Below are 24,736 nucleotides of genomic sequence, written 5' to 3' on the forward strand. Positions count from 1 at the left end.
GATGAATACCGTAATTGCACAACAGATTGCCGACCAGGGCGGCGTTGAAGCCTGGCTGACCGCTCAGCAGCATAAGAGCCTGCTGCGTTTTCTGACCTGCGGCAGCGTCGACGATGGAAAAAGTACCCTGATTGGGCGTCTGCTGCACGATACCCGTCAGATCTATGAAGATCAGCTTTCCTCGCTGCACAACGACAGCAAACGTCACGGCACCCAGGGCGAGAAACTCGATCTGGCGCTGCTGGTGGATGGTCTGCAGGCTGAGCGTGAGCAGGGCATTACCATTGATGTGGCCTACCGCTACTTCTCGACCGAAAAGCGTAAATTTATTATCGCCGACACGCCGGGACATGAGCAGTACACCCGTAACATGGCAACCGGCGCATCAACCTGCGATCTGGCAATCCTGCTGATCGATGCGCGTAAAGGCGTGCTGGATCAGACCCGCCGTCACAGCTTTATCTCGACGCTGCTGGGGATCAAACACCTGGTGGTGGCGATCAATAAGATGGATCTGGTGGAGTACGATCAGGCGCGCTACGAGCAGATCAAACAGGATTACCTGGATTTTGCTGCCCAGCTGCCGGACGACCTTGATATCCGCTTTGTGCCGATGTCGGCGCTGGAAGGGGATAACGTGGCTTCCGCCAGTCAGACCATGCCGTGGTACAGCGGCCCGACGCTGCTGGATGTGCTGGAGACCGTGGAGCTGAAGCGCGTCGTCGATCATCAGCCGATGCGTTTCCCGGTGCAGTATGTTAACCGTCCGAACCTGGATTTCCGTGGCTATGCCGGTACTCTGGCGTCAGGCAGCGTGCAGGTCGGCCAGCGCGTCAAAGTGCTGCCGTCTGGCGTGGAGTCGACCATTGCCCGCATTGTGACCTTTGATGGCGATCTGCAGGAAGCGGGGGCAGGCGAAGCGATTACGCTGGTGCTGCAGGATGAGATTGATATCAGCCGTGGCGATCTGCTGGTCGATGCCAGTGAAGATCTGGCCGCGGTTCAGTCGGCCAGCGTTGACGTGGTCTGGATGGCAGAACAGCCGCTGCAGGCCGGTCAGAGCTATGACCTGAAAATCGCCGGCAAGAAAACCCGTGGCCGGGTAGAGAAGGTGCTGCATCAGGTCGAGATCAACTCGCTGGAGACGCGTCAGGTCGATGCGCTGCCGCTGAACGGTATTGGCCGCATTGAGTTAACCTTTGACGAACCGATGGTGCTCGACAGCTATCAGCAGAACCCGGTAACCGGCGGCATGATCTTTATCGATCGCCTGACCAACGTCACCGTGGGTGCTGGCATGATCCATCAGCCAAACCATGACGCCCCGGTTAACACCGGTGAGTTCAGCGCGTTTGAGCTGGAACTGAATGCGCTGGTGCGCCGTCACTTCCCACACTGGAACGCGCGCGACCTGCTGGGCGGTCAGTAATGGCTCAGCACGATGACAACGTGGTATGGCATGACCATCCGGTAACCCGTGCCTCACGCGAACAGCAGCACGGCCATCAGGGCGTGGTGCTGTGGTTCACCGGGCTTTCGGGCTCGGGGAAATCCACCGTCGCAGGTGCGCTGGAGCAGGCGCTGCACCGCATCGGCGTCAGCACCTATCTGCTGGATGGTGACAATGTGCGTCATGGCCTCTGTCGCGATCTCGGCTTCAGCGACGATGACCGCAAGGAGAACATCCGTCGGGTTGGTGAAGTCGCGAAACTGATGGTAGATGCCGGACTCGTGGTACTCACTGCCTTTATTTCGCCGCATCGCGCCGAGCGTCAGATGGTGCGTGACCTGCTGGAGCCGGGGCAGTTTATCGAGGTGTTTGTCGATACGCCGTTAGCGGTGTGTGAAGCGCGCGATCCCAAAGGCTTATACCGCAAAGCGCGCGCCGGTGAGCTGCGTAATTTCACCGGTATCGACAGCGTCTATGAGGCGCCTGAAAGCCCGGAAATCCAGCTGGATGGCGAACAATTGGTTACAAAACTGGCCGCCCAATTGTTAGACGTGCTGCGCGACCGCGATATCATCAGATCCTGAAGAGACAGCGGCAAATCGCTTCGGGTTTGCCGCCCTCGCAACAACAGGATGCCTATGCAGAACATCACACCCATGCTCGCTCGTAAAGATGACTCCTCCCAGGATGAGCCACGCTCATTGCTGCCGGGCGGCGTTATCGGCTTACTCGCTTACTGGTGTGCGCTGGCGCTTCCATTCCTGCTGTTCGGCTCTAACACGCTGTTCTTCTTTCTCTATACCTGGCCATTCTTTCTGGCGCTGCTGCCGGTTGCCGTGGTCACGGGCATCGCACTGAATACGCTGCTGAGCGGGCACTGGATCTGGGCCGCCCTCGCTACGGTCATTATGGTGGTGACGCTTTTCTGGTTAATGTTCTCCTTTCTCTCCGGCTGGTAAGCCTTTACGGCGTCCGCGCTGATGTGCAAACGCATCGGCAGGTTACAAATCTTTTCCCGTCCGAATCGGTACTGATTGTGCAGTCGCGCAGCAAAGCGCGCCATTTTCGCCGCTGGTGTGGAGTCCTGTGCAAAGTTATGGGATGATTGGGCCGTTTTTAGGGGGCGGGATGGGAAAACTGACGTTACTGTTATTGGTGCTGCTTGGCTGGCTGCAATATTCGTTGTGGCTGGGGAAAAATGGCATCCATGACTATACGCGCGTCAATGATGATGTCGCGGTGCAACAGGCAAACAATGCCAAACTTAAATCGCGAAACGATCAGCTGTTTGCCGAAATTGACGATCTCAATGGCGGCTCAGAAGCGATCGAGGAGCGCGCGCGCAATGAACTGGGCATGATTAAGCCCGGTGAGACTTTCTATCGTCTGGTGCCTGACCAGAACAAACGCAACGCGCAACAATCAGCGCAAAACCTACAACGATAAAACATGAACACTCTGGCCTCCCTTGCGGATGTGATTGCCGTGGTGCCTGCTGCCGGGATCGGCAGCCGCATGCAGGCAACCTGTCCGAAGCAGTATCTGACGATTGGTCAGCACACCCTTCTGGAACACAGCATTGCGCGTCTGTTTTCCCATCCCGCCATTAAACAGGTGATTGTCGCCCTCAGCCCCGATGACCAGCACTTCGCTTCACTGCCGCTGGCACGCGATCCGCGTGTGCTCAGGGTTACAGGCGGAGAGACCCGCGCCGAGTCGGTGCTGGCCGGATTGCAGGCCGCACAGGGTTCCGCCTGGGTGCTGGTTCATGACGCTGCGCGTCCCTGTCTGCATCCCGGCGATCTCCAGAAACTGCTTAACGTGCGTGAACAGAGCCACGTGGGCGGGATTCTGGCCGCGCCCGTGCGCGACACCATGAAACGGGGCGAGCCGGGCAAAGCCGCGGTGGCCCATACCGTGGAACGCGACGATCTCTGGCACGCCTTAACGCCGCAGTTCTTCCCTCACGCGCTGCTCACCGCCTGCCTCACGCGGGCGCTGACTGAAGGCGCGACCATCACCGATGAAGCGTCGGCGCTGGAGTATTGCGGTTACCATCCGCTGCTGGTCAGCGGACGCAGTGATAACATCAAAGTCACCCGGCCAGAAGATCTGGCGCTGGCGGCTTTTTATCTGAGTCAGATTCAATTAAAGGAGAGCGCATGATGCGTATCGGTCACGGTTTTGACGTTCACGCCTTTGGCGGAGAGGGTCCGTTAGTGATTGGCGGTGTGCGGATCCCGTTTGAACACGGTTTTATCGCCCATTCGGATGGCGATGTGGCGCTGCATGCGCTGACTGACGCGCTGCTGGGCGCAGTGGCAATGGGCGATATCGGCAAGCTGTTTCCCGACACCGATCCGGCCTTTAAAGGGGCAGACAGCCGTGGCCTGCTGCGTGAGGCCTGGCGTCGTATCGAAGCCAAAGGCTATCGCATCGGTAATGTCGACGTCACGATTATTGCTCAGGCACCGAAAATGCTGCCGCACGTGCCGCAGATGCGCATCAACATCGCAGAAGATCTGGGCTGCCATATGGATGCCGTCAACGTCAAGGCGACCACCACCGAGAAGCTTGGCTTTACCGGACGCGGCGAAGGCATCGCCTGTGAAGCGGTCGCGTTAGTTCTGAAAGCTGACAGCCAATGAGTCTGAATTACCTGCACGGCACACCCGTGGCCTCTGGCGTGATCAAAGCCAATCCGGAAGATTTCGTGGTGGTTGAAGATCTCGGTTATGGCGCGGATGGCGAAGGTGAGCACCTGCTGGTGCGCATCCGTAAAGTCGGCGCCAATACCCGCTTTGTGGCGGAGGCACTGGCTAAGTATCTCGGTATTCATCAGCGCGATATGAGTTATGCCGGGATGAAAGACCGCCATGCGGTGACGGAGCAGACTCTCTGTTTTCGTCTGCCGGGCAATGCGATGCCCGACCTGCGCGGTTTCGCGCTGGAAGGGGTCGAGATTCTGCAGGCGGTGCGCCACAAACGTAAGCTGCGCATCGGTGCACTGGCGGGGAACGCGTTCCGGCTGGTCATCCGTCAGATCAGCGATCGTGATGCGGTTGAAACGCGTCTGGCGCAGATTCGCGCTGCGGGCGCGCCCAACTATTTTGGTGAACAGCGCTTTGGTCGTGGCGGTAACAACCTGGTGATGGCGGAGAAGTGGGCGCGCAATGAGATCGTGATTCGCGACCGCAACAAGCGCAGCCTGATGCTCTCTGCCGCGCGCAGTGCGCTGTTTAATCAGGTAACCAGTGCGCGTCTGCAACAGCAGGGCGGCCTGACTCAGGTGCTGAACGGCGATGCCCTGCAGCTGACAGGACGCGGCAGCTGGTTTGTCGCCCAGCCCGATGAGCTGGAAGAATCACAGCGCCGGGTCGATCAGCATGAGCTGCGCATTACCGCGCCGCTGCCGGGACGCGGCGAGCCGGGCCCACAGGCTGACGCACTGGCCTTTGAACAGCAGGCGCTGGCGGATGACACGCTGCTGCTTGGCCTGATTGAACGTGAGAAGGTCGATGCAGCCCGCCGCGCCATGCTGGTGGTGCCGCGCGATATGCAGTGGAGCTGGTGGGATGACGTCACGCTGGAACTGTCGTTCTGGCTGCCTGCAGGCAGCTTTGCCACCAGCGTGGTCCGTGAGCTGCTGACCCCCGCGGACTCGCCCGATCAGATTGATGAGTAATCTTCGCCGCAACCTGACCCGCAGTATGGGTAATGTTGCGGCAAACCCCCACCGTCGTGTGATTTACGCCTACCACTTCCTTGCGCGCCTCGCTAGAATGCAAAAATCGCTGTCCATTTCTCACCTGTTGCCATGCCGTTAAAACAGGTTCAGTCACGGCGACCAGTCGAATAAAAAAAAGGTCAGAACGAAATGCGGATATTGCTCAGCAACGATGACGGCATTCACGCGCCAGGTATTCAGACTCTGGCGAAAGCCCTGCGGCAGATTGCTGACGTACAGGTTGTTGCCCCCGATCGTAACCGAAGCGGTGCCTCGAACTCATTAACGCTGGAAACGCCTCTGCGCACTTTCACCCATGAAAACGGCGATATCGCGGTTCAGATGGGGACGCCAACTGACTGCGTCTATCTCGGGGTAAATGCGCTGATGCAGCCGCGTCCCGACATTGTGGTGTCAGGTATCAATGCCGGCCCCAATCTGGGCGACGATGTGATCTATTCCGGCACGGTGGCGGCGGCGATGGAAGGGCGGCATCTTGGCTTACCGGCAATCGCGGTTTCGCTCAATGGTCATCAGCACTACGACACCGCAGCGGCGGTGACCTGCGCGCTCCTCAGGGCGCTGACGCATGAACCGCTGCGCACCGGCCGCATTCTCAACATCAACGTTCCCGATCTGCCGCTGTCTGAGCTTAAAGGTATCCGCGTGACGCGCTGTGGCAGCCGCCATCCGGCAGATCAGGTGATTGCGCAGCAGGATCCGCGCGGCAATACGCTTTACTGGATTGGACCGCCGGGCGAAAAACTCGATGCCGGCCCGGATACAGATTTTGCCGCCGTGGATCAGGGCTATGTGTCTGTTACTGCGTTGCATGTGGACTTAACGGCGCACGGTGCGCAGGACGTGCTCAGTGACTGGCTGACAAAAGCTGAGGTGAACCTGGCATGGTGAATCGGCGTATTGAGACACTGCTGTCACAACTGCGTCAGCAGGGCATTGATGATGAAAACCTGCTGAAAGCCATTAGCGAGGTGCCGCGCGAACGTTTTATCGACGAGGCGTTCGAGCATAAAGCCTGGGACAATGTTGCCCTGCCTATCGGCTCCGGCCAGACGATATCCCAGCCTTATATGGTCGCGCGGATGACCGCGCTGCTGGCACTCAATCCGCATTCCCGTGTACTGGAGATTGGTACGGGTTCCGGTTACCAGACGGCGATTCTTGCCCATCTGGTAGACCATGTCTATTCAGTGGAACGCATCAAAGGGCTGCAGTGGCAGGCCAAGCGCCGCCTGAAACAGCTGGATCTGCATAATGTCTCGACCCGGCATGGCGATGGCTGGCAGGGCTGGCCATCACGCGGGCCCTTCGATGCCATCATTGTCACCGCCGCGCCACCGGAAATTCCGATTGCGCTGATAGCACAACTGGCAGAAGGCGGCATTATGGTGCTGCCGGTCGGCGAAGATCAGCAGGTACTGAAACGCCTGCGTCGTCAGGGCGAAGAGGTCACGGAAGAGATCATTGAGCCGGTGCGTTTTGTTCCGCTGGTGCAGGGCGATCTGGCCTGACGCTCTTCGTATTTCTTCACAACTGTTTCATGGCACCACGTACCTGATGTTGTTACTATCCGGTTTATTCAACAAAAATGCAGATTTTATCGCGCCGTGCAGAGCATTCTGCTGGCAGGTACAGTGAAACAGATAGATCAGAGTTGCCATCACGGGGGATTAATGAGCACGGGAAGCACACTTTTTCAGTTACGCCGTCTGGCGGCGCTTTCACTGGTAGGTTTTTGGCTGGCAGGCTGCAGCTCCAGCGACAATTCACAGGCACCCATCAGTCGCGTTGGCGATGATGGCGGCATGACAAACAGCCAGGCTGGAGCCGACACGGTTTCAGGTGGGGTTCCTGTCGCGCCATCTCAGGGACAAATGTTAAGCAGAAATTCAGCATCCGTCCCCAGCAATGGTGGAATGATTAGTACCAACAGCAATGTTGAGACGCAGAATGGCCGGATAGTATACAACCGCAGTTATCAGAATATTCCTAAGGGTAGCTATTCCGGTGAAACTTATACCGTGAAGCGTGGCGACACCTTGTTCTATATCGCCTGGATTACCGGCAATGATTTCCGTGATTTAGCCCAGCGCAACAACGTTGCCGCGCCTTACAGCCTGAATGTCGGCCAGACGTTACAGATTGGAAATGGGTCGGGTCAGCCGATTACCGGCGGCAATCCCATTACCGTTGCTGATGCAACGCAGGGCGGGGTTCCGGCGGCGCCGCAAATTAAATCGCCTGCTGTTGCACAGCAACCTGTTATTACGTATTCTGATGATTCGGGTAATTCGGGTGGCAGCAAATTGTTGCCTTCGAAAGGAGCAAATGTTGCAACGACAACAGCTCCAGTAGTTACCGCACCCCCAACGGTTAGCAGTACAACCAACAGTTCAACGCCGGTCGGAAGCTGGCGCTGGCCGACTGACGGGAAGATTATCGATAACTTCTCTGCCGCCGAAGGTGGCAATAAAGGTATCGATATCGCCGGGACGCGCGGACAATCTGTTGTTACCACTGCTTCAGGACGAGTGGTTTACGCAGGTAACGCACTCCGGGGTTACGGTAATTTAATCATCATTAAACACAACGATGATTACCTGAGCGCCTACGCCCACAACGATACAATGCTGGTTCGGGAACAACAGGAAGTTAAGGCGGGGCAAAAGATCGCTACCATGGGTAGCACCGGAACCAGTTCAGTCAGATTACACTTTGAAATTCGTTACAAGGGGAAATCCGTAAACCCGTTGCGTTATTTGCCGCAGCGATAATCCGGCAGAACAAAACTGTTTTATGTTCTGCCCTGGAATCACGGGTAGGAGCCGCTTATGAGCCAGAATACGCTGAAAGTAAACGAGTTACATGAGAACGCGGAATTCGATGAGAACGGAGCTGAAATTTTTGACGAGAAGGCACTCGTTGAAAACGAAGCCAGTGATAGCGACGTAGCGGAAGAAGAGTTGCTATCACAGGGTGCGACGCAGCGTGTATTAGATGCGACGCAGCTCTATCTCGGGGAGATTGGCTATTCTCCGTTGTTAACGGCAGAGGAAGAAGTTTTCTTCGCTCGCCGTGCATTGCGGGGTGATATCCCTTCCCGTCGCCGCATGATCGAAAGTAACTTACGCCTGGTGGTAAAAATCGCCCGTCGTTACAGCAATCGTGGTTTAGCTCTGCTGGACCTGATTGAAGAAGGTAACCTCGGCCTGATTCGCGCCGTAGAGAAATTTGACCCGGAGCGCGGGTTCCGTTTCTCAACGTACGCCACCTGGTGGATTCGTCAGACTATTGAACGGGCGATCATGAATCAAACCCGTACCATTCGTCTGCCGATTCACATTGTAAAAGAACTGAATGTTTATCTGCGTACTGCGCGTGAACTTTCCCACAAGCTCGACCATGAGCCGAGTGCGGAAGAGATCGCCGAACAGCTGGATAAACCGGTTGATGACGTAAGCCGCATGTTACGTCTTAACGAACGCATTACCTCGGTTGATACGCCATTAGGCGGTGATTCTGAAAAAGCGCTGCTGGACATTCTGGCCGATGAGAAAGACAACGGCCCGGAAGACACCACGCAGGACGATGATATGAAACAAAGCATCGTCAAATGGCTGTTCGAACTGAACGCCAAGCAGCGTGAAGTGCTGGCTCGTCGTTTCGGCCTGTTGGGCTATGAAGCGGCAACGCTTGAGGATGTAGGTCGTGAAATCGGCTTAACCCGCGAGCGTGTACGCCAGATTCAGGTTGAAGGTTTGCGCCGTCTGCGCGAAATCCTGCAGGCGCAGGGCCTCAGCATTGAAGCACTGTTTCGTGAATAATCGTTTATAAGACGATCTGAGTACGCATGCGAAAAGCGATGGTGAAAACCATCGCTTTTTTTATGTCTGCGGAAAAGTGATTTGGAGCGAATAGCACCGCGCATTAACGCGGTGCGGCGTGCTATCAGACCAGCGATTTAAGACGATAAATCCAGTCGAGCGCCTGACGCGGTGTCAGCGTATCCGGATCCAGTGCCTCAAGCGCTTCCACAGCCGGTGAGGTCTCTTCAACCAGCAGCGGCAGCTGAGAACCATCGACCGTCGATGACGCGGAGTGGTTTGAAACGTTTTCCAGCTCCTTCAGCTTGTTGCGTGCCCGCTTAATCACCTCTTTAGGCACCCCAGCCAGTGCTGCTACCGCCAGACCATAACTCTTACTTGCAGCCCCTTCCTGCACGCTGTGCATAAAGGCGATGGTGTCACCGTGCTCAACGGCATCCAGATGGACGTTAACCACGCCTTCCATTTTTTCCGGCAGGGTGGTCAGCTCGAAGTAATGGGTGGCAAACAGCGTCATCGCTTTGATGCGGTTCGCCAGGTTTTCGGCGCAGGCCCAGGCAAGTGACAAACCGTCATACGTGGAGGTTCCGCGTCCAATCTCATCCATCAGCACCAGGCTGTTTTCGGTGGCGTTATGCAGGATGTTGGCGGTTTCGGTCATCTCAACCATAAAGGTCGAGCGCCCGGAGGCGAGGTCATCCGCAGCACCGACGCGGGTAAAGATGCGATCCAGCGGGCCAATCAGCGTCTCATCGGCCGGAACAAAACTGCCAATCCATGCCATCAGGGCAATCAGCGCAGCCTGCCGCATATAGGTACTCTTACCGCCCATGTTGGGGCCGGTAATGATCAGCATCCTGCGCTGGGGAGCCAGTGAGAGTGGATTGGCAATAAACGGCTCTTTCAGAACCTGTTCAACGACCGGATGGCGACCGCCGCTGATTTTAATCCCGGCTTTCTCCTGCAACACCGGGCGGCAATAGTTCAGTGACCAGGCGCGTTCCGCCAGGTTGCTCAACACATCCAGCTCGGCCAGCGCGGCAGCACTCAGCTGCAGCGCTTCAAGGTGCGGCAGCAGTTGATCGAACAATGCCTCATACAGGCTTTTCTCCAGCGACAGCGCTTTACCCTTAGAGGTGAGGACTTTGTCTTCGTACTCTTTCAGCTCCGGGATGATGTAGCGCTCAGCGTTTTTCAGTGTCTGACGACGCACATAGTGCATCGGAACCTGATGACTCTGGCCACGGCTGACCTGGATGTAATAGCCATGCACACCGTTAAAGCCGACCTTAAGCGTATCCAGTCCCAGCTTTTCGCGTTCGCGGATCTCCAGCCGGTCGAGATAGTCGGTTGCGCCATCGGCCAGCGCGCGCCACTCATCCAGCTCCGCGTTGTAGCCTGGTGCAATTACTCCGCCGTCGCGGATCAGCACCGGCGGTGACTCAATCACGGCCTGCTCCAGCAGCTCACGTAATGCGGTGAACTCGCCCATCTGCGCGCGCAGTTTCTGTAACTGCGGTGCTTCGACATTGGCCAGCAGCTGGTTCAGTTCCGGCAGTTGCTGGAACGCATGACGCATGCGGGCCAGATCGCGCGGACGGGCGGTGCGCAACGCCAGGCGGGCCAGGATGCGCTCCAGATCGCCGACCTGACGCAGCACCGGCTGCAGCACGTCGCTGAGATTTTGCAGCTCAGCAATCGACTCCTGACGCTGGTTAATGATGCGCACATCGCGCAGCGGCATATGCAGCCAGCGCTTCAGCATCCGGCTACCCATCGGGGTGACGGTTTTATCCAGCACGGCCGCTAAGGTGTTGTCGGTGCCGCCGGCCAGGTTCTGGGTGATCTCCAGATTACGGCGGGTAGCGGCATCCATGATGATGCTGTCCTGCTGCCGTTCCATGCTCAGCGAACGGATGTGGGGCAGCGTGGTGCGCTGGGTATCTTTGACATATTGCAGCAGGCAGCCCGCCGCACTCAGTCCGAGGTGCGCGTTCTCCACGCCAAAGCCATTGAGGTCGCGGGTGCCAAACTGCAGGTTAAGCTGCTGGCGCGCGGTGTCGATCTCAAACTCCCACAGCGGACGGCGGCGCAGGCCACGTCGCTGATCGATCAGCGACATCGCCTGAAAATCTTCGGGATAGAGCAGCTCAGCCGGATTGGTGCGCTGCAGTTCTGCCGCCATGGTTTCTGCATCGGCAGGTTCGCTCAGGCGGAAACGGCCTGAGCTGATATCCAGCGTGGCGTAACCAAAACCGCGCGGGCTTTGCACAATTGCCGCCAGCAGATTGTCGTGCCGCTCCTGCAATAGCGCCTCATCACTGATGGTGCCGGGCGTGACGATGCGCACCACTTTGCGCTCGACCGGGCCTTTGCTCAGCGCCGGATCGCCTATCTGCTCGCAGATGGCTACGGACTCGCCCAGCTGCACCAGTTTTGCCAGATAGCCTTCAACCGCATGATAGGGCACCCCGGCCATCGGGATCGGTTCGCCCGCTGACGCACCGCGTTTGGTGAGTGAAATCTCCAGAAGCTGCGAGGCGCGCTTAGCGTCGTCATAAAACAGCTCGTAGAAGTCACCCATACGGTAAAACAGCAGAATGTCAGGATGCTCAGCCTTAAGGCGCAGGTACTGTTGCATCATGGGCGTATGAGAAGGAAAGTCCTTTTCGGTTGGCTCTTGCATAGGGTTTTAACTCATCTTTAATGCGGTAAATTTCTGGCGGTCAACGCCAATGAAACCGAAAGCAATTCCAGGCGCGCAGGATAGTCAGATGATAACGAATAGGGCAGGGCATATGCCAGCCTGATAATCGCCCCGATCCTGACCGGGTATAACCTGACAGGCATCCTGGCAAATGCGGCGGCGGCTGGCGACTGAAAAGTGCCTGTTCTGATAACTCTGACGCGGGGCTGCGAGGCGGCTCGCGATTTCTGCGACCGTTTACGGCGGGCAGAACGGCAATGCGCCGCATCGTGGAGCGGAGCGGATCAGTGCAGTCCGTTCTGCAGCGCCCAGACGGCCGCTTCAAGCCGGGATTTGAGGTTCATCTTCTTCAGCAGATATTTGACGTGGACCTTGACCGTGCTTTCACTGATGTCCAGTTTGCGGGCAATCGCTTTATTGGTCATGCCGTCGCTGATCAGTTGCAGGATGTCACGTTCACGCCGGGTCAGCTGATGGATGTCGCGCGTCTGAGCAGGCTGCGCTTCGCGCAACCGGGCGACCAGAATCGGCGTCAGCGCTTCGCTCAGCACGATCTGTCCGGCGGCAGCCTGATGCAGCGCTTTCAGCAAGGCTTCCGGTTCCATATCTTTCAGCAGATAACCATCTGCGCCGCGCTTCAGCGCGCTGACCACATCCTCTTCATTATCGGAAACGCTGAACACAACCACCCGGCCAGAGAGGGCGATCTCACGCAGCCGGGTCAGGGTATCCAGTCCGTTCAGCCCCGGCATATTAATATCCAGCAGGATCAGGTCGGGATCGTGCTGCTGAGCCAGCGCCAGGCCATCGATGCCATTACCCGCTTCGGCAACCACCTGCAGTCGCTCATCCAGCGCAATCAGCTGTTTCAGTCCGTTGCGCAGCATGGGGTGGTCGTCGATCAATATGAGCGTGAATTTCTCTGCCGTCACCATGGCGCCTGTTCCTGTCATATTTGCCAGCCTGAGCGGGCGGGAGGCTTATCTTACCGGTGAAGTGGGGCGGCTATATACCCCTGATGGACTACTCCTTTATTTCCATTCGGGCACCCTTTAGCTGATGGCGTTTTCGGCCGCCACTAAACCGCATGATTTATAAGGGTTATCCGCATCCGGTCAACTACTTAACCAGGAGGGTCAGGCGTTGCCACGCCGTTGTAACCTGACTTGCCGTTGATTTGTATCAAGCAAGCCGCCAGGCCGGATACGCAGGATATGCACAATTATTATTCTGCTGATGAGACATTTATGACCCAATCCGCCCCTTTGCAAACCCCGACGCGCGGCGCGTTAATTCAGGACTGGCAACCGGAAAACGATGCATTCTGGCAGTCACGCGGTAAACGCATCGCCAGCCGTAACCTGTGGATTTCTGTTTTCTGCCTGCTGCTGGGCTTCTGCGTCTGGATGCTGTTCAGCACCGTCGCGGTTAACCTGAACAAAGTGGGTTTTAACTTCAGCACCGAACAGCTCTTTTTACTGACCGCGCTGCCGTCGGTCTCCGGTGCGTTGCTGCGGGTGCCTTACTCGTTTGTTATTCCGATCTTTGGCGGACGCCGCTGGACCGCCTTCAGCACCGGCATCCTGATCCTTCCCTGCCTGTGGCTCGGCTTTGCGGTACAGGACAGCCAGACGTCATTCACAACGTTCACGGTGATAGCCCTGCTGTGCGGTTTTGGCGGCGCTAACTTCGCATCGAGCATGGGCAACATCAGCTTCTTCTTTCCCAAAGCCCGTCAGGGCGGCGCGCTGGGCATCAACGGCGGCCTCGGAAATCTCGGCGTCAGCGTGATGCAGTTTGTCGCGCCGCTGGCGATCTCCTGCGCCATTTTTGGTTTTGCCGATGTCGGTCATACCACCGTCACCGGCGACAGCCTCTGGCTGGAAAATGCGGCCTGGATCTGGGTGCCGTTCCTGGCAATCGGCACGCTGGCAGCCTGGTTCGGCATGAACGATCTGGCGGCGGCAAAATCCTCGCTGCGTGAGCAGCTACCGGTGCTGAAACGTCCCCATCTGTGGGTCATGGCGCTGCTCTATCTGGCGACTTTTGGTTCCTTTATCGGTTTCTCTGCCGGTTTTGCCATGCTGACGAAGACGCAATTTCCCGATGTCGTGATCATGCATTACGCCTTTTTCGGCCCGCTGATTGGCGCACTGGCCCGTTCAGCAGGCGGCATCATTTCTGACCGGCTCGGCGGCACCCGCGTCACGCTGGTCAACTACATCCTGATGGCGCTGTTTGCCGCGCTGCTGTTCCTCACCCTGCCGGGTGACGGACATGAGGGATCGTTCGTCGCCTTCTTCGCTGTGTTTATGGGCCTGTTCCTGACCGCCGGTCTGGGCAGCGGCTCCACCTACCAGATGATTGCGGTGCTATTCCGCAAGCTAACGCTGGAACGTATCAAAGCCGAAGGCGGCGACGATGCGCATGCGCAGCGTGAAGCGGGAACGGAAACCTCGGCTGCGCTCGGCTTTATCTCCGCGATTGGCGCGCTGGGCGGCTTCTTTATTCCGCAGACGTTTGGCCTGTCGCTCGCCATGACCGGTTCCCCCGCTGGCGCGATGAAAATCTTCCTGGTCTTTTACCTCTGCTGCATCGCGGTGACCTGGCTGGTTTATGGACGTAAAGCCCGCGCCTGATAACGATAAAGCCGGTGTGCCGCACCGGCAAAATTTTCCTTTCTGTGTCGCGACAGACGCAGAGTCAGCAATGTCATACCAGGCCTTCAGGAGTATTCCGGATGAGCAAGTTTCTTGATCGATTTCGTTATTTTAAACAGCTGGCCGAGCCGTTTTCCGGTCAGCATGGCCAGACCTTAAACAGCAACCGCGACTGGGAAGATGGCTACCGCAGCCGCTGGCAGCACGATAAAGTCGTGCGCTCCACCCATGGTGTTAACTGCACCGGCTCATGCAGCTGGAAAATCTATGTGAAAAACGGTCTGGTCACCTGGGAGACCCAGCAGACCGACTATCCGCGTACCCGTCCCGACCTGCCCAACCATGAACCGCGCGGCTGCCCACGCGGTGCCAGCTACTCCTGGTATCTCTACAGCGCTAACCGCCTGAAATATCCGCTGATGCGCAAGAAACTGATTCAGTTGTGGCGCGACGCGAAAGCGCAGCACAGCGATCCGGTGGATGCCTGGGCATCCATCATCAGTAACCCTGAGAAAGCGAAGAGCTACAAGCAGGCGCGTGGACGTGGAGGCTTTGTCCGCTCCAGCTGGCAGGAAGTGAATGAGATGATCGCGGCCGCGAACATCTGCACCGCGAAGACCTACGGTCCTGACCGCATTATGGGATTCTCGCCGATTCCGGCGATGTCGATGGTCTCCTACGCTGCCGGCGCACGTTACCTGTCACTGATTGGTGGCACCTGCCTGAGTTTTTACGACTGGTATTGCGACCTGCCACCAGCGTCACCAATGACCTGGGGCGAGCAGACCGACGTGCCGGAGTCCGCTGACTGGTACAACTCTTCTTACATCATTGCCTGGGGCTCGAACGTGCCGCAGACCCGTACCCCGGATGCGCACTTCTTCACGGAAGTTCGCTACAAGGGGACGAAAACCGTGGCGATCACCCCGGACTATGCCGAAGTTGCGAAGCTGTGCGACCAGTGGCTGAGTCCGAAGCAGGGCACCGACAGCGCGATGGCGCTGGCGATGGGCCACGTGATGCTGAAAGAGTTTCACCTTGATCGCGAAGTCGGCTATTTCCGCGACTACGTGCGTCGTTACACCGACATGCCGATGCTGGTCATGCTGGAACCGCGTGAGGGCGGTTACTACGCCGCAGGCCGTCAGCTGCGCGCCAGCGATCTGGTGGATGGCCTGGGTCAGGAGAATAACCCGGAATGGAAAACCGTGGCGCTGGATCAGGCAACCGGAGAACTGATTGCGCCGCAGGGCTCTATCGGCTTCCGCTGGGGCGAAAAAGGCAAATGGAACCTGGAGCAGCGCGACGGCCTGTCACAAAAAGAAGTGGAGCTGCAGCTCAGCCTCCTCGGCAGTCACGATGAGGTGGTTGAGGTCGGTTTCCCTTACTTTGGCGGCATCACCAGCGAGCATTTCAACAGTGTCGCGCTGGATGAGATCCTGCTGCACAAGCTGCCGGTAAAACGTCTGCAACTGGCGGATGGCAGCGAAGCGCTGGTCACCAGCGTCTACGATCTGACCCTGGCGAACTACGGCCTGGATCGCGGTCTGGATGATGCCAACTGCGCGCAAAACTACGACGAGATCAAAGCCTACAGCCCGGCCTGGGCAGAGCAGATTACGGGCGTTTCCCGTCAGAACATCATCCGCATTGCCCGGGAGTTTGCCGAAAACGCTGAGAAAACCCGTGGCCGTTCAATGATCATTGTCGGTGCCGGTATGAACCACTGGTATCACATGGACATGAACTACCGTGGCCTGATGAACATGCTGATTTTCTGCGGCTGTGTGGGTCAGAGCGGCGGGGGCTGGGCGCACTATGTCGGTCAGGAAAAACTCCGTCCGCAGACCGGCTGGGCTCCGCTGGCCTTTGGCCTCGACTGGCAGCGTCCGCCACGTCAGATGAACAGCACCTCTTTCTTCTATAACCACTCCAGTCAGTGGCGCTATGAAACCCTGGCCACCAGCGAACTGCTGTCACCGCTGGCGGACAAAAGCCGCTACAGCGGCAGCCTGATCGACCTTAACGTCCGTTCCGAACGCATGGGCTGGCTGCCTTCCGCGCCTCAGCTTAACGTCAACCCGCTGCACATCGCGGCGCAGGCGAAAGCCGCCGGTCAGTCACCGCTGGATTACACCGTGGAAAGCCTGAAGCAGGGCACTATGCGGTTTGCTGCTGAACAGCCGGATAATCCGCAGAACTTCCCGCGCAACCTGTTTGTCTGGCGTTCCAACCTGCTCGGATCCTCAGGCAAGGGGCATGAGTACATGCTGAAGTACCTGCTGGGCACGGAGAATGGCATTCAGGGTAAAGATTTGGGTCAGCAGGGCCGCGTGAAACCCGAAGAGGTGGAGTGGCTGGATCAGGGTGGCGAAGGCAAGCTGGATCTGGTGGTGACACTCGACTTCCGTATGTCGAGCACCTGCCTTTACTCTGATGTCGTGCTGCCAACCGCCACCTGGTATGAAAAAGACGATATGAATACCTCGGATATGCATCCGTTTATTCATCCGCTCTCGGCCGCCGTCGATCCGGCCTGGGATTCTAAAAGCGACTGGGAGATCTACAAAGGCATCGCCAGAGCCTTCTCCGATCTCTGCCCGGGCCATTTAGGCGTTGAAACGGATGTGGTTACGCTGCCGGTGCTGCATGACTCGCCCGCAGAACTGGCGCAGCCGTTTGAGGCGAAAGACTGGAAAAAAGGCGAGTGCGACCTGATTCCGGGCAAAACCGCGCCACACATTATGGTGGTGGAACGCGACTATCCGGCGACCTGGGAGCGCTTTACCTCGCTGGGACCGTTGCTGGAGACCCAGGGTAACGGCGGCAAGGGCATCAGCTGGAACACCAGCAAAGAAGTCGATTTCCTCAAACAGCTGAACTACGTCAAAGCCGATGGCCCGGCAGCGGGACGGCCGAATATCGACACGGCGATTGATGCAGCCGAAGTGATCCTGGCGCTGGCACCGGAAACCAATGGTCAGGTGGCGGTGAAAGCCTGGCAGGCGCTGGGCGCGATTACCGGTCGTGACCACACGCATCTGGCGCTGAATAAAGAAGATGAGAAGATCCGCTTCCGCGATATCCAGGCGCAGCCGCGCAAGATTATCTCCAGCCCGACCTGGTCAGGGCTGGAAGATGAACATGTCTCTTACAACGCCTGTTACACCAACGTTCATGAGCTGATCCCGTGGCGTACCCTGAGCGGCCGTCAGCAGCTCTATCAGGATCATGAGTGGATGCGCGCCTTCGGTGAGAGCCTGATGGTCTATCGTCCGCCAATCGACACCCGCGCGGCGAAGCCGTTGCTGAACAGCAATCCCAACAGTAATCCGGAGAAGGCACTGAACTTCCTGACGCCACACCAGAAGTGGGGCATTCACTCCACCTACAGCGACAACCTGCTGATGCTGACGCTGTCACGCGGCGGACCGATTGTCTGGATGAGTGAAGATGACGCCCGTGAGCTGGGCATTGTGGATAACGACTGGATCGAGGCGTTTAACGCCAACGGTGCGCTGACCGCTCGTGCGGTCGTCAGCCAGCGCATCCCGGCCGGGATGACCATGATGTACCACGCCCAGGAACGCATCGTGAATATTCCCGGCTCGGAGATCACCCGTCAGCGCGGCGGTATCCATAACTCCGTGACGCGAACCTGTCCGAAACCGACTCATATGATCGGCGGTTATGCGCAGCTCTCCTGGGGCTTTAACTACTACGGCACCGTCGGCTCTAACCGCGATGAGTTCGTGGTGGTGAGAAAAATGAACAACGTTAACTGGTTAGACGGGGAAGGCAACGATGCCTGCCAGGGCAGCCAGCAGGAGGTAAAACCATGAAAATTCGTTCACAGGTCGGCATGGTGCTGAACCTCGACAAATGTATCGGCTGCCACACCTGCTCGGTGACCTGTAAAAACGTCTGGACCAGCCGCGAGGGCATGGAATACGCGTGGTTCAACAACGTCGAAAGCAAGCCTGGCGTCGGTTATCCGCACGCCTGGGAAGATCAGCAGAAGTGGAAGGGCGGCTGGATCCGTAAAATCAACGGCAAGCTGGAGCCGCGCATGGGCAGTCGCGTCGGCCTGCTGTCGAAGATCTTCGCCAACCCGGATGTGCCTGCGCTGGATGATTACTACGAGCCGTTCGATTTTGATTATCAGCATCTGCACAATGCGCCCGCTGGCAAACATCAGCCGATTGCGCGTCCGCGCTCGCTGATCACCGGTCAGCGGATGAAAAAGATCGAAAATGGCCCGAACTGGGAAGAGATCCTCGGCGGCGAGTTTGCCAAACGCTCACAGGATAAGAACTTCGAAAACATCCAGAAGGATATTTACGGCCAGTTTGAGCACACCTTCATGATGTATCTGCCACGCCTGTGTGAGCACTGCCTCAACCCGGCATGTGTGGCGACCTGCCCGAGCGGCGCGATCTACAAGCGCGGCGAAGATGGCATCGTGCTGATTGACCAGGATAAATGTCGCGGCTGGCGGATGTGCCTCACCGGCTGTCCGTACAAGAAGATCTACTTCAACTGGAAAAGCGGCAAATCAGAAAAATGCATTTTCTGTTATCCGCGTATCGAAGCGGGCCAGCCCACCGTCTGCTCGGAAACCTGTGTCGGCCGTATCCGCTATCTCGGCGTGCTGCTGTATGACGCTGACCGCATTGAACAGGCGGCCGCCGCAGAAAACGAGAAGGATCTCTATCAGAGCCAGCTGGATATCTTCCTTGATCCCAACGATCCGGCCGTGATCGCCCAGGCGCTGAAAGATGGCGTCGCACAGAGCGTGATCGACGCGGCCCAGCGTTCCCCGGTTTATAAAATGGCGATGGAGTGGAAGCTGGCGCTGCCGCTTCACCCTGAATACCGCACGCTGCCGATGGTCTGGTATGTGCCGCCACTGTCACCGATTCAGTCGGCGGTAGATGGCGGGGCGCTGGCGCACACCGGCGTACTGCCGGATGTGGAAAGCCTGCGTATTCCGGTTGAGTATCTGGCGAACCTGCTGACCGCAGGCGACACCGCGCCGGTGCTGCTGGCACTGAAACGCATGCTGGCGATGCGCCATTACAAACGCGCAGAAAGTGTGGACGGTGAGCATGATATCCGGGCGCTGGAGCAGGTCGGTCTGACCGAAGCCCAGGCGCAGGAGATGTACCGCTATCTGGCGATTGCGAACTATGAAGATCGCTTTGTGGTGCCCTCAGGTCATCGCGAACTGGCGCGTGAAGCTTTCCCGGAAAGCAAAGGCTGCGGCTTTAGCTTTGGCGATGGCTGCCACGGCAGCGACAGCAAATTCAATCTGTTCAACAGCCGCCGTATTGATGCCATCGACGTCAGCAGGCAAACCACGCGTCCGGAGGATGCCTCATGATGACGCTGCGTGTGCTGTCGCGCCTGCTGGATTACCCGGACGAGGCGCTGTTTACCCACTATCCCGACCTGATCGCGGCGCTGGAGGAGGCCAGCGAACTCAATCTGCAGCAGAGCGCACGGCTGGTGGGCTTCATCAATCAGCTCTGCACCCGGTCCCTGCTGGATGTGCAGGCTGACTACTGCGAGCTGTTTGATCGCGGCCGTGCCACCTCGCTGCTGCTGTTTGAACATGTGCACGGGGAGTCCCGCGATCGCGGTCAGGCGATGGTCGATCTGCTCGAACAGTACCGGGCCGACGGTCTGGAGCTGGACAGCAAAGAGTTGCCCGATTATCTGCCGCTCTACCTGGAATATCTCGCCTGTAAAAGTGATGAGGCCGCGCGTCAGGGGCTGGAGGACATTGTGCCGATCCTGGCCTTGCTGGCCGCGCGGCTGGAAGAGCGTCAGAGTCCTTATGCTGATCTGTTCGCAGTGTTACTGACGCTGTCCGGTAGTGCGGTCGATCCTGCGGCCCTCAGGCCCCAGGTGGCGCAGGAAGCACGTGACGATACCCCGGCAGCACTCGATGCGGTCTGGGAAGAGGAGCAGATTAAATTTCTCGGCGAACAGGGCTGTGCCTCGGCGCAGCAGGCGATGCATCAGCGTCGCTTCGCCGATGCGGTCGCGCCGCAGTATCTGGATATCGCCGCGGCGACGGCGCGCACCACAGGAGAATCAGCATGAATTTTATTAACACCTTCTTCTTCGATATTTATCCCTACCTGGCCGGAACGGTCTTCCTGGTGGGGAGCTGGCTGCGCTACGACTACGGGCAGTACAGCTGGCGGGCCGGTTCCAGTCAGATGCTGGACAAAAAAGGAATGCGGCTGGCCTCTAACCTGTTCCACATCGGCATCATCGGTATCTTCTTCGGCCATATCGTCGGGATGCTGACGCCGCACTGGATGTATGAATCGTTCCTGCCGATTGATGTGAAGCAGAAGCTGGCGATGATAGCCGGTGGCCTGTTCGGTGCGATGACACTGGCGGGCGGTGCGCTGCTGCTGAAGCGCCGTCTGACCCATCCTCGGGTGCGGGCAACGAGCAGCGTCGGCGACATTCTGATCCTGACGCTGCTGGTGGCTCAGGCCACGCTGGGCCTGCTGACCATTCCGTTCTCCGCTCAGCATATGGACGGCAGTGAGATGATGAAGCTGGTGGGCTGGGCGCAGGCGGTAGTGACTTTCCACGGTGGCGCGTCGCAGCATCTGGAAGGCGTCGCGTTTATTTACCGTGTACACATGGTGCTGGGCATGACGCTATTCCTGCTGTTCCCGTTCTGCCGCCTGGTGCATATCTGGAGCGCGCCGGTTGAGTATCTGACCCGTCGTTATCAGCTGGTGAGAAACCGCCGTTAAACGCCGGAGGGCTGCGGGGGAGAGACCGTCCCGCAGCCATTTTAAGTCACGGCTGCGTTGACGTTTTTTTAAGATTCCGGACTGTATGTCACCGCGCTGAACGACTACTATTACCGCATCTGAATTTACCCCTCGTTTATGGATAACCGATGCGTCTCAAGTTAGCCCTCCTTGCGTTCATCCCGCTTCTGGCCTCCTGCAGCAGCAAACCTGAAGTTCCGACCCAGCAGAAGATGCTGGCTGCGCCACAGGGTGGTTTTTTACTGCAGCCGTCACACAGCGGACAGGCGATGTTTGGTGACTTCGCCGGTAATCCGGCAGCAGAGCAATTTATCGATAAGATGGTGGAGAAGCATGACTTCGATCGTGAGCAGCTGCACAACATCATCGGTCAGGCTAAGCGACTGGATTATGTGTTGCGGCTGATGGATCGTCAGGCGCCGAGCTATACGCCCTCGCCAGGCCCTAACGGAGCCTGGATTCGCTATCGCAATAAATTCATTACGCCGGATAACGTGCAAAACGGCGTGGCGTTCTGGAACCAGTATCAGGATGCGCTGCAACGTGCGCAGCAGGTCTACGGCGTGCCGCCGGAAATTATTGTCGGCATCATTGGCGTGGAAACCCGCTGGGGTCGCGTGATGGGGAAAACGCGCATTCTGGATGCGCTGGCGACCCTGTCATTTAACTATCCGCGCCGTGCCGAATACTTCAGCAGCGAGCTGGAAACCTTCCTGCTGATGTCGCGTAAAGAGCAGGATGACCCGCTGGCGCTGAAAGGCTCTTTCGCCGGGGCGATGGGCTATGGTCAGTTTATGCCTTCCTCTTACAATGATTACGCGGTTGATTTCAACGGCGACGGCCATGCAAACCTGTGGGATCCGGTGGATGCTATCGGCAGCGTGGCGCACTACTTCCAGAAGCACGGCTGGCGTAGCGGCGAAAATGTGGCGGTTCCGGCCAGCGGTCAGGCACCAATGCTGGAAGATGGCTTCAAAACCAGCTACAGCGTGAGCATGCTGGCGGCGTCAGGCCTGTCCCCTCAGGGCTCGCTGGACGGTAACAATCAGGTCAGTCTGCTGCGCCTCGACTTAGGCACCAGCTATCAGTACTGGTACGGCTTACCGAATTTCTATGTCATTACCCGCTACAACCACAGTACGCATTATGCGATGGCGGTGTGGCAGCTGGGTGAGGCGGTGAGCAAGGCCCGGCAGGGCGGCCTGTTATAAAGGCTATCCTTGTTAACTGTAAGGTTATATGATGACGCCCTTTTTCAGGCCACACAGCCACTGATATCTCTGGAGTCGTTATGTCTTTACCTGCCTGCCCAGCTTGTCACGCCGATTACACCTGGCAAGATGGTGATAATCTTAACTGCCCCTCCTGCGGCCATATCTGGACCGAAGGAGAGGGTGACAGCAGCAACGGATCGCTGGAAGTGCGTGATGCCAACGGCAATCTGCTGGCAGATGGCGACAGCGTCACGGTGATCAAAGATCTCAAGGTGAAGGGCAGCTCCTCATCGCTGAAGATCGGTACCAAAGTGAAAAGCATTCGCCTGGTGGAAGGGGACCACAACATCGATTGTAAAATCGACGGTTTTGGCCCGATGAAATTAAAATCTGAGTTCGTGAAAAAGAACTGAGATCCGGGGCGCAGGGACGCGCCCCCTCTCTTTTTAGCTGAACAGGCGATCAACTGCGGCGCACTGTTCCGCATTCAGCGTGCCACCGTAGTTACGCGATTGACTGCTTATCGAGTCATAACGTCGCGCTACGGCCGTTTTAATCGTCGTCACAAAATCATCGCCAATAGTGTAAATCGCCATCAGCCGGCCGATCTGCTGTTGCAGACGTGTCAGCTCAGGCAGATTGCCCGTCCGCCATGCCGCCATCATCTCTGCAAAGTACTCCGGCACAATATTATTCAGGCCTGAAATCACCCCGGCGCCACCCGCCATCAGATTGGGAAGCAGGTATTCGTCATAGCCCGATAGCACGGCGAAATCACTGCGTACCTTGCGGGTCTTTTCGATCATTGCCCGGTTATGCGACAGGCAATCTACCGTATCTTTGATGCCGATAAAGTTGGGCAACTTTGCTGCCAGAGCGGCAATCAGCGCTGGCGTCAGATCGCAGCCGGTACGTGCCGGAAAGTTGTAGGCAAACCATTTTCCCCCCAGTTGCGCATCAAGCGCTTCGAAGTAGTGCATCAGCTGCTGTTGCGTCTGACCGTAATAGTAGGGCGGCAGCACCATCACCGCGTCAAAGTCATTTTTCCAGGCGGCTTCAGCCAGTTCCAGCATGTCCGGGATACAGGTCGCCGAGACGTTCGCTACCATCTTCAGCGGTGACAGGGGTCTGGCTTCCTGAATCAGCAGTAAACGCTCCTGCTGCGTCAGTGAGGCGAACTCGCCAATGCTGCCCATTACCAGCAGCGTGTCGATACCGGAGTCATTGAGGCGGGAAAAGTGTCGCCCGAGCGCGTCGATATCGACGGCACCCTGCGCATTGAACGGGGTGACGGTTGGGCACCAGACACCGGCAAAGGCCGATTTTTCACTCATGGCTGACTCCTGAATCGGGTGTTAAAAAAATGAAACGGTGTTTTAACTTAATTATTCCCGCAGGTCTCTGCCAGCGTATGATTCAAAAGTGAGCAACGGGTCGCACTTTTTCGTCTTTCGTCCGTCTCAGTAAGCGGAAGCATCTGATAACTGAGTGAGAGGTCATGATGAAAGAGTGGGATCCCGTGCTGTATCGCAAATTTGAAGCGGAGCGAACCCGTCCGGCCCGCGAACTGCTGGCGCGCATAAGCCTGGAACAGGTTGAGCAGGTAACCGATCTGGGATGCGGGCCAGGCAACAGTACCGAGCTGCTCGCCGATGCCTGGCCGCTGGCGCAGGTCACCGGACTCGACAGTTCAGCGGCGATGTTATCTCAGGCCAGTGAACGCCTGCCGCACTGCCGTTTTGTCCAGGCGGATATCCGCACCTGGCAGGCAGATGTGCCGCAGCAGGTGATTTATGCCAACGCGTCGCTGCAATGGCTGGACAATCACGCCTCACTGTTTCCTCATCTGGTCAGCCAGCTGGCGACGGGAGGGGTGCTGGCAGTCCAGATGCCTGATAACCTTAACGAACCGTCGCACCAGCTGATGCGTGAGGTGGCGACAACGGAACGCTGGCGTTCACGCATTAATGCCGCTGCTATTGAACGTACACAGCTGCTTTCGACGGGGGAGTACTACAATTTGCTGGTGCAGGCCGGTTGTGAGGTGGATATCTGGCGTACCACCTATTATCACGTGATGGCCGATGCGCAGGCGATTATCAGCTGGCTGCAGGCGACCGGCTTACGGCCTTTCCTGGCGACGCTGGATGCCTCTGAACAGACGGCATTTCTGTCTGATTATCATCAGCGTCTGCTTACCGCCTATCCGGCTCAGGCCGATGGTCAGGTTCTGCTCGCCTTCCCGCGTCTCTTCATGGTTGCGGTGAAAAAAGGCTAAGCGCGGTGGAAAGCGGGTCGCAAAAACAGCGCTACAGAGGTGAGTGCCCTTG

At 57.6% G+C, this 24,736-nt stretch carries 22 protein-coding genes; 19 read left to right on the forward strand and 3 right to left on the reverse strand.

Going from position 1 to position 24,736, the window contains the following annotated elements:
* Nucleotide 1: 1 nt before the first annotated feature.
* The 11 genes from cysN to rpoS all read left to right on the forward strand — a co-directional run bounded on the left by cysN (nucleotide 2) and on the right by rpoS (nucleotide 9,022).
* Nucleotides 2–1,429, forward strand: coding sequence for a sulfate adenylyltransferase subunit CysN (cysN, locus tag PU624_RS07955; protein WP_283547210.1), 1,428 nt, complete (start codon nucleotides 2–4; stop codon nucleotides 1,427–1,429).
* Entirely contained in the window at nucleotides 1,429–2,034 is a 606-nt protein-coding gene (cysC, locus tag PU624_RS07960) for an adenylyl-sulfate kinase (RefSeq protein WP_090965709.1), read from the forward strand. The genes cysN and cysC overlap by 1 nt, the downstream gene beginning before the upstream one ends.
* Before the next feature lie 54 nt (nucleotides 2,035–2,088).
* On the forward strand, nucleotides 2,089–2,409 hold the full coding sequence (locus PU624_RS07965) for a DUF3561 family protein (RefSeq protein WP_003849111.1): 321 nt from the start codon (nucleotides 2,089–2,091) through the stop codon (nucleotides 2,407–2,409).
* Nucleotides 2,410–2,578: 169 nt separating this feature from the next.
* A complete protein-coding gene (gene ftsB / locus PU624_RS07970; protein WP_003849108.1) occupies nucleotides 2,579–2,896 on the forward strand; it encodes a cell division protein FtsB in 318 nt (105 codons plus the stop codon).
* 3 nt (nucleotides 2,897–2,899) lie between these two features.
* Entirely contained in the window at nucleotides 2,900–3,616 is a 717-nt protein-coding gene (ispD, locus tag PU624_RS07975; RefSeq protein ID WP_283547211.1) for a 2-C-methyl-D-erythritol 4-phosphate cytidylyltransferase, read from the forward strand.
* Complete coding sequence (ispF, locus tag PU624_RS07980) at nucleotides 3,616–4,098, forward strand: 2-C-methyl-D-erythritol 2,4-cyclodiphosphate synthase (RefSeq protein ID WP_008927107.1); 483 nt, start codon at nucleotides 3,616–3,618, stop codon at nucleotides 4,096–4,098. The genes ispD and ispF overlap by 1 nt, the downstream gene beginning before the upstream one ends.
* Nucleotides 4,095–5,135 carry a tRNA pseudouridine(13) synthase TruD gene (gene truD, locus PU624_RS07985; RefSeq protein WP_283547212.1) on the forward strand — a complete coding sequence of 347 codons (1,041 nt, stop codon included), beginning with the start codon at nucleotides 4,095–4,097 and terminating at the stop codon, nucleotides 5,133–5,135. The genes ispF and truD overlap by 4 nt, the downstream gene beginning before the upstream one ends.
* A gap of 192 nt (nucleotides 5,136–5,327) precedes the next feature.
* Nucleotides 5,328–6,089 carry a 5'/3'-nucleotidase SurE gene (gene surE, locus PU624_RS07990; protein WP_283547213.1) on the forward strand — a complete coding sequence of 254 codons (762 nt, stop codon included), beginning with the start codon at nucleotides 5,328–5,330 and terminating at the stop codon, nucleotides 6,087–6,089.
* Nucleotides 6,083–6,709: a protein-L-isoaspartate(D-aspartate) O-methyltransferase gene (locus PU624_RS07995; RefSeq protein WP_283547214.1), complete on the forward strand. Its 627-nt coding sequence runs from the start codon at nucleotides 6,083–6,085 to the stop codon at nucleotides 6,707–6,709. The genes surE and PU624_RS07995 overlap by 7 nt, the downstream gene beginning before the upstream one ends.
* A gap of 162 nt (nucleotides 6,710–6,871) precedes the next feature.
* Entirely contained in the window at nucleotides 6,872–7,972 is a 1,101-nt protein-coding gene (nlpD, locus tag PU624_RS08000) for a murein hydrolase activator NlpD (RefSeq protein ID WP_283547215.1), read from the forward strand.
* Between the two features lie 57 nt (nucleotides 7,973–8,029).
* Complete coding sequence (gene rpoS / locus PU624_RS08005; protein ID WP_003849090.1) at nucleotides 8,030–9,022, forward strand: RNA polymerase sigma factor RpoS; 993 nt, start codon at nucleotides 8,030–8,032, stop codon at nucleotides 9,020–9,022.
* Between the two features lie 124 nt (nucleotides 9,023–9,146).
* Here rpoS and mutS read toward each other — a convergent pair whose 3' ends face one another.
* Together mutS and narL are read right to left on the reverse strand one after the other, a co-directional pair.
* Nucleotides 9,147–11,708, reverse strand: a complete 2,562-nt coding sequence (gene mutS / locus PU624_RS08010) for a DNA mismatch repair protein MutS (RefSeq protein WP_283547216.1) — start codon at nucleotides 11,706–11,708, stop codon at nucleotides 9,147–9,149.
* Nucleotides 11,709–12,013: 305 nt separating this feature from the next.
* Entirely contained in the window at nucleotides 12,014–12,664 is a 651-nt protein-coding gene (gene narL / locus PU624_RS08015) for a two-component system response regulator NarL (protein ID WP_283547951.1), read from the reverse strand.
* A gap of 312 nt (nucleotides 12,665–12,976) precedes the next feature.
* On the opposite strand from narL, the gene PU624_RS08020 reads away from it, so the two are divergent.
* The 7 genes from PU624_RS08020 (at nucleotide 12,977) to PU624_RS08050 (ending at nucleotide 22,819) form a co-directional block, all read left to right on the forward strand.
* A complete protein-coding gene (locus PU624_RS08020) occupies nucleotides 12,977–14,368 on the forward strand; it encodes a NarK family nitrate/nitrite MFS transporter (RefSeq protein ID WP_283547217.1) in 1,392 nt (463 codons plus the stop codon).
* Nucleotides 14,369–14,469: 101 nt separating this feature from the next.
* Nucleotides 14,470–18,231, forward strand: a complete 3,762-nt coding sequence (locus PU624_RS08025; RefSeq protein WP_283547218.1) for a nitrate reductase subunit alpha — start codon at nucleotides 14,470–14,472, stop codon at nucleotides 18,229–18,231.
* Entirely contained in the window at nucleotides 18,228–19,772 is a 1,545-nt protein-coding gene (gene narH / locus PU624_RS08030) for a nitrate reductase subunit beta (protein WP_283547219.1), read from the forward strand. The genes PU624_RS08025 and narH overlap by 4 nt, the downstream gene beginning before the upstream one ends.
* Nucleotides 19,769–20,497, forward strand: a complete 729-nt coding sequence (gene narJ, locus PU624_RS08035; protein WP_283547220.1) for a nitrate reductase molybdenum cofactor assembly chaperone — start codon at nucleotides 19,769–19,771, stop codon at nucleotides 20,495–20,497. Before narH ends, narJ begins: the two co-directional genes overlap by 4 nt.
* On the forward strand, nucleotides 20,494–21,171 hold the full coding sequence (gene narI / locus PU624_RS08040; protein WP_283547221.1) for a respiratory nitrate reductase subunit gamma: 678 nt from the start codon (nucleotides 20,494–20,496) through the stop codon (nucleotides 21,169–21,171). Before narJ ends, narI begins: the two co-directional genes overlap by 4 nt.
* Before the next feature lie 149 nt (nucleotides 21,172–21,320).
* On the forward strand, nucleotides 21,321–22,403 hold the full coding sequence (gene mltB / locus PU624_RS08045) for a lytic murein transglycosylase B (RefSeq protein ID WP_179898413.1): 1,083 nt from the start codon (nucleotides 21,321–21,323) through the stop codon (nucleotides 22,401–22,403).
* 80 nt (nucleotides 22,404–22,483) lie between these two features.
* A complete protein-coding gene (locus tag PU624_RS08050) occupies nucleotides 22,484–22,819 on the forward strand; it encodes a zinc ribbon domain-containing protein YjdM (protein WP_222925060.1) in 336 nt (111 codons plus the stop codon).
* A 33-nt stretch (nucleotides 22,820–22,852) separates the two neighbouring features.
* Here the strand turns inward: PU624_RS08050 and PU624_RS08055 are convergent, their stop codons facing one another.
* Nucleotides 22,853–23,740, reverse strand: a complete 888-nt coding sequence (locus PU624_RS08055) for a dihydrodipicolinate synthase family protein (RefSeq protein ID WP_283547222.1) — start codon at nucleotides 23,738–23,740, stop codon at nucleotides 22,853–22,855.
* 167 nt (nucleotides 23,741–23,907) lie between these two features.
* On the opposite strand from PU624_RS08055, the gene tam reads away from it, so the two are divergent.
* On the forward strand, nucleotides 23,908–24,684 hold the full coding sequence (gene tam, locus PU624_RS08060; RefSeq protein ID WP_283547952.1) for a trans-aconitate 2-methyltransferase: 777 nt from the start codon (nucleotides 23,908–23,910) through the stop codon (nucleotides 24,682–24,684).
* Nucleotides 24,685–24,736 lie beyond the last annotated feature (52 nt).

It is taken from the genome of Pantoea sp. Lij88 (assembly GCF_030062155.1).
Lineage (GTDB): Bacteria > Pseudomonadota > Gammaproteobacteria > Enterobacterales > Enterobacteriaceae > Pantoea.

Coding starts and splice junctions, on each gene's coding strand:
- PU624_RS08020 (WP_283547217.1), top strand. CDS start 12,977: ATGACCCAATCCGCCCCTTTGCAAACCCCGACGCGCGGCGCGTTAATT.
- tam (WP_283547952.1), top strand. CDS start 23,908: ATGAAAGAGTGGGATCCCGTGCTGTATCGCAAATTTGAAGCGGAGCGA.
- truD (WP_283547212.1), top strand. CDS start 4,095: ATGAGTCTGAATTACCTGCACGGCACACCCGTGGCCTCTGGCGTGATC.
- rpoS (WP_003849090.1), top strand. CDS start 8,030: ATGAGCCAGAATACGCTGAAAGTAAACGAGTTACATGAGAACGCGGAA.
- narI (WP_283547221.1), top strand. CDS start 20,494: ATGAATTTTATTAACACCTTCTTCTTCGATATTTATCCCTACCTGGCC.
- PU624_RS08055 (WP_283547222.1), bottom strand. CDS start 23,740: ATGAGTGAAAAATCGGCCTTTGCCGGTGTCTGGTGCCCAACCGTCACC.
- PU624_RS07965 (WP_003849111.1), top strand. CDS start 2,089: ATGCAGAACATCACACCCATGCTCGCTCGTAAAGATGACTCCTCCCAG.
- cysC (WP_090965709.1), top strand. CDS start 1,429: ATGGCTCAGCACGATGACAACGTGGTATGGCATGACCATCCGGTAACC.
- ispD (WP_283547211.1), top strand. CDS start 2,900: ATGAACACTCTGGCCTCCCTTGCGGATGTGATTGCCGTGGTGCCTGCT.
- narJ (WP_283547220.1), top strand. CDS start 19,769: ATGATGACGCTGCGTGTGCTGTCGCGCCTGCTGGATTACCCGGACGAG.
- mutS (WP_283547216.1), bottom strand. CDS start 11,708: ATGCAAGAGCCAACCGAAAAGGACTTTCCTTCTCATACGCCCATGATG.
- nlpD (WP_283547215.1), top strand. CDS start 6,872: ATGAGCACGGGAAGCACACTTTTTCAGTTACGCCGTCTGGCGGCGCTT.
- ftsB (WP_003849108.1), top strand. CDS start 2,579: ATGGGAAAACTGACGTTACTGTTATTGGTGCTGCTTGGCTGGCTGCAA.
- cysN (WP_283547210.1), top strand. CDS start 2: ATGAATACCGTAATTGCACAACAGATTGCCGACCAGGGCGGCGTTGAA.
- ispF (WP_008927107.1), top strand. CDS start 3,616: ATGCGTATCGGTCACGGTTTTGACGTTCACGCCTTTGGCGGAGAGGGT.
- narH (WP_283547219.1), top strand. CDS start 18,228: ATGAAAATTCGTTCACAGGTCGGCATGGTGCTGAACCTCGACAAATGT.
- mltB (WP_179898413.1), top strand. CDS start 21,321: ATGCGTCTCAAGTTAGCCCTCCTTGCGTTCATCCCGCTTCTGGCCTCC.
- narL (WP_283547951.1), bottom strand. CDS start 12,664: ATGGTGACGGCAGAGAAATTCACGCTCATATTGATCGACGACCACCCC.
- surE (WP_283547213.1), top strand. CDS start 5,328: ATGCGGATATTGCTCAGCAACGATGACGGCATTCACGCGCCAGGTATT.
- PU624_RS08050 (WP_222925060.1), top strand. CDS start 22,484: ATGTCTTTACCTGCCTGCCCAGCTTGTCACGCCGATTACACCTGGCAA.
- PU624_RS07995 (WP_283547214.1), top strand. CDS start 6,083: ATGGTGAATCGGCGTATTGAGACACTGCTGTCACAACTGCGTCAGCAG.
- PU624_RS08025 (WP_283547218.1), top strand. CDS start 14,470: ATGAGCAAGTTTCTTGATCGATTTCGTTATTTTAAACAGCTGGCCGAG.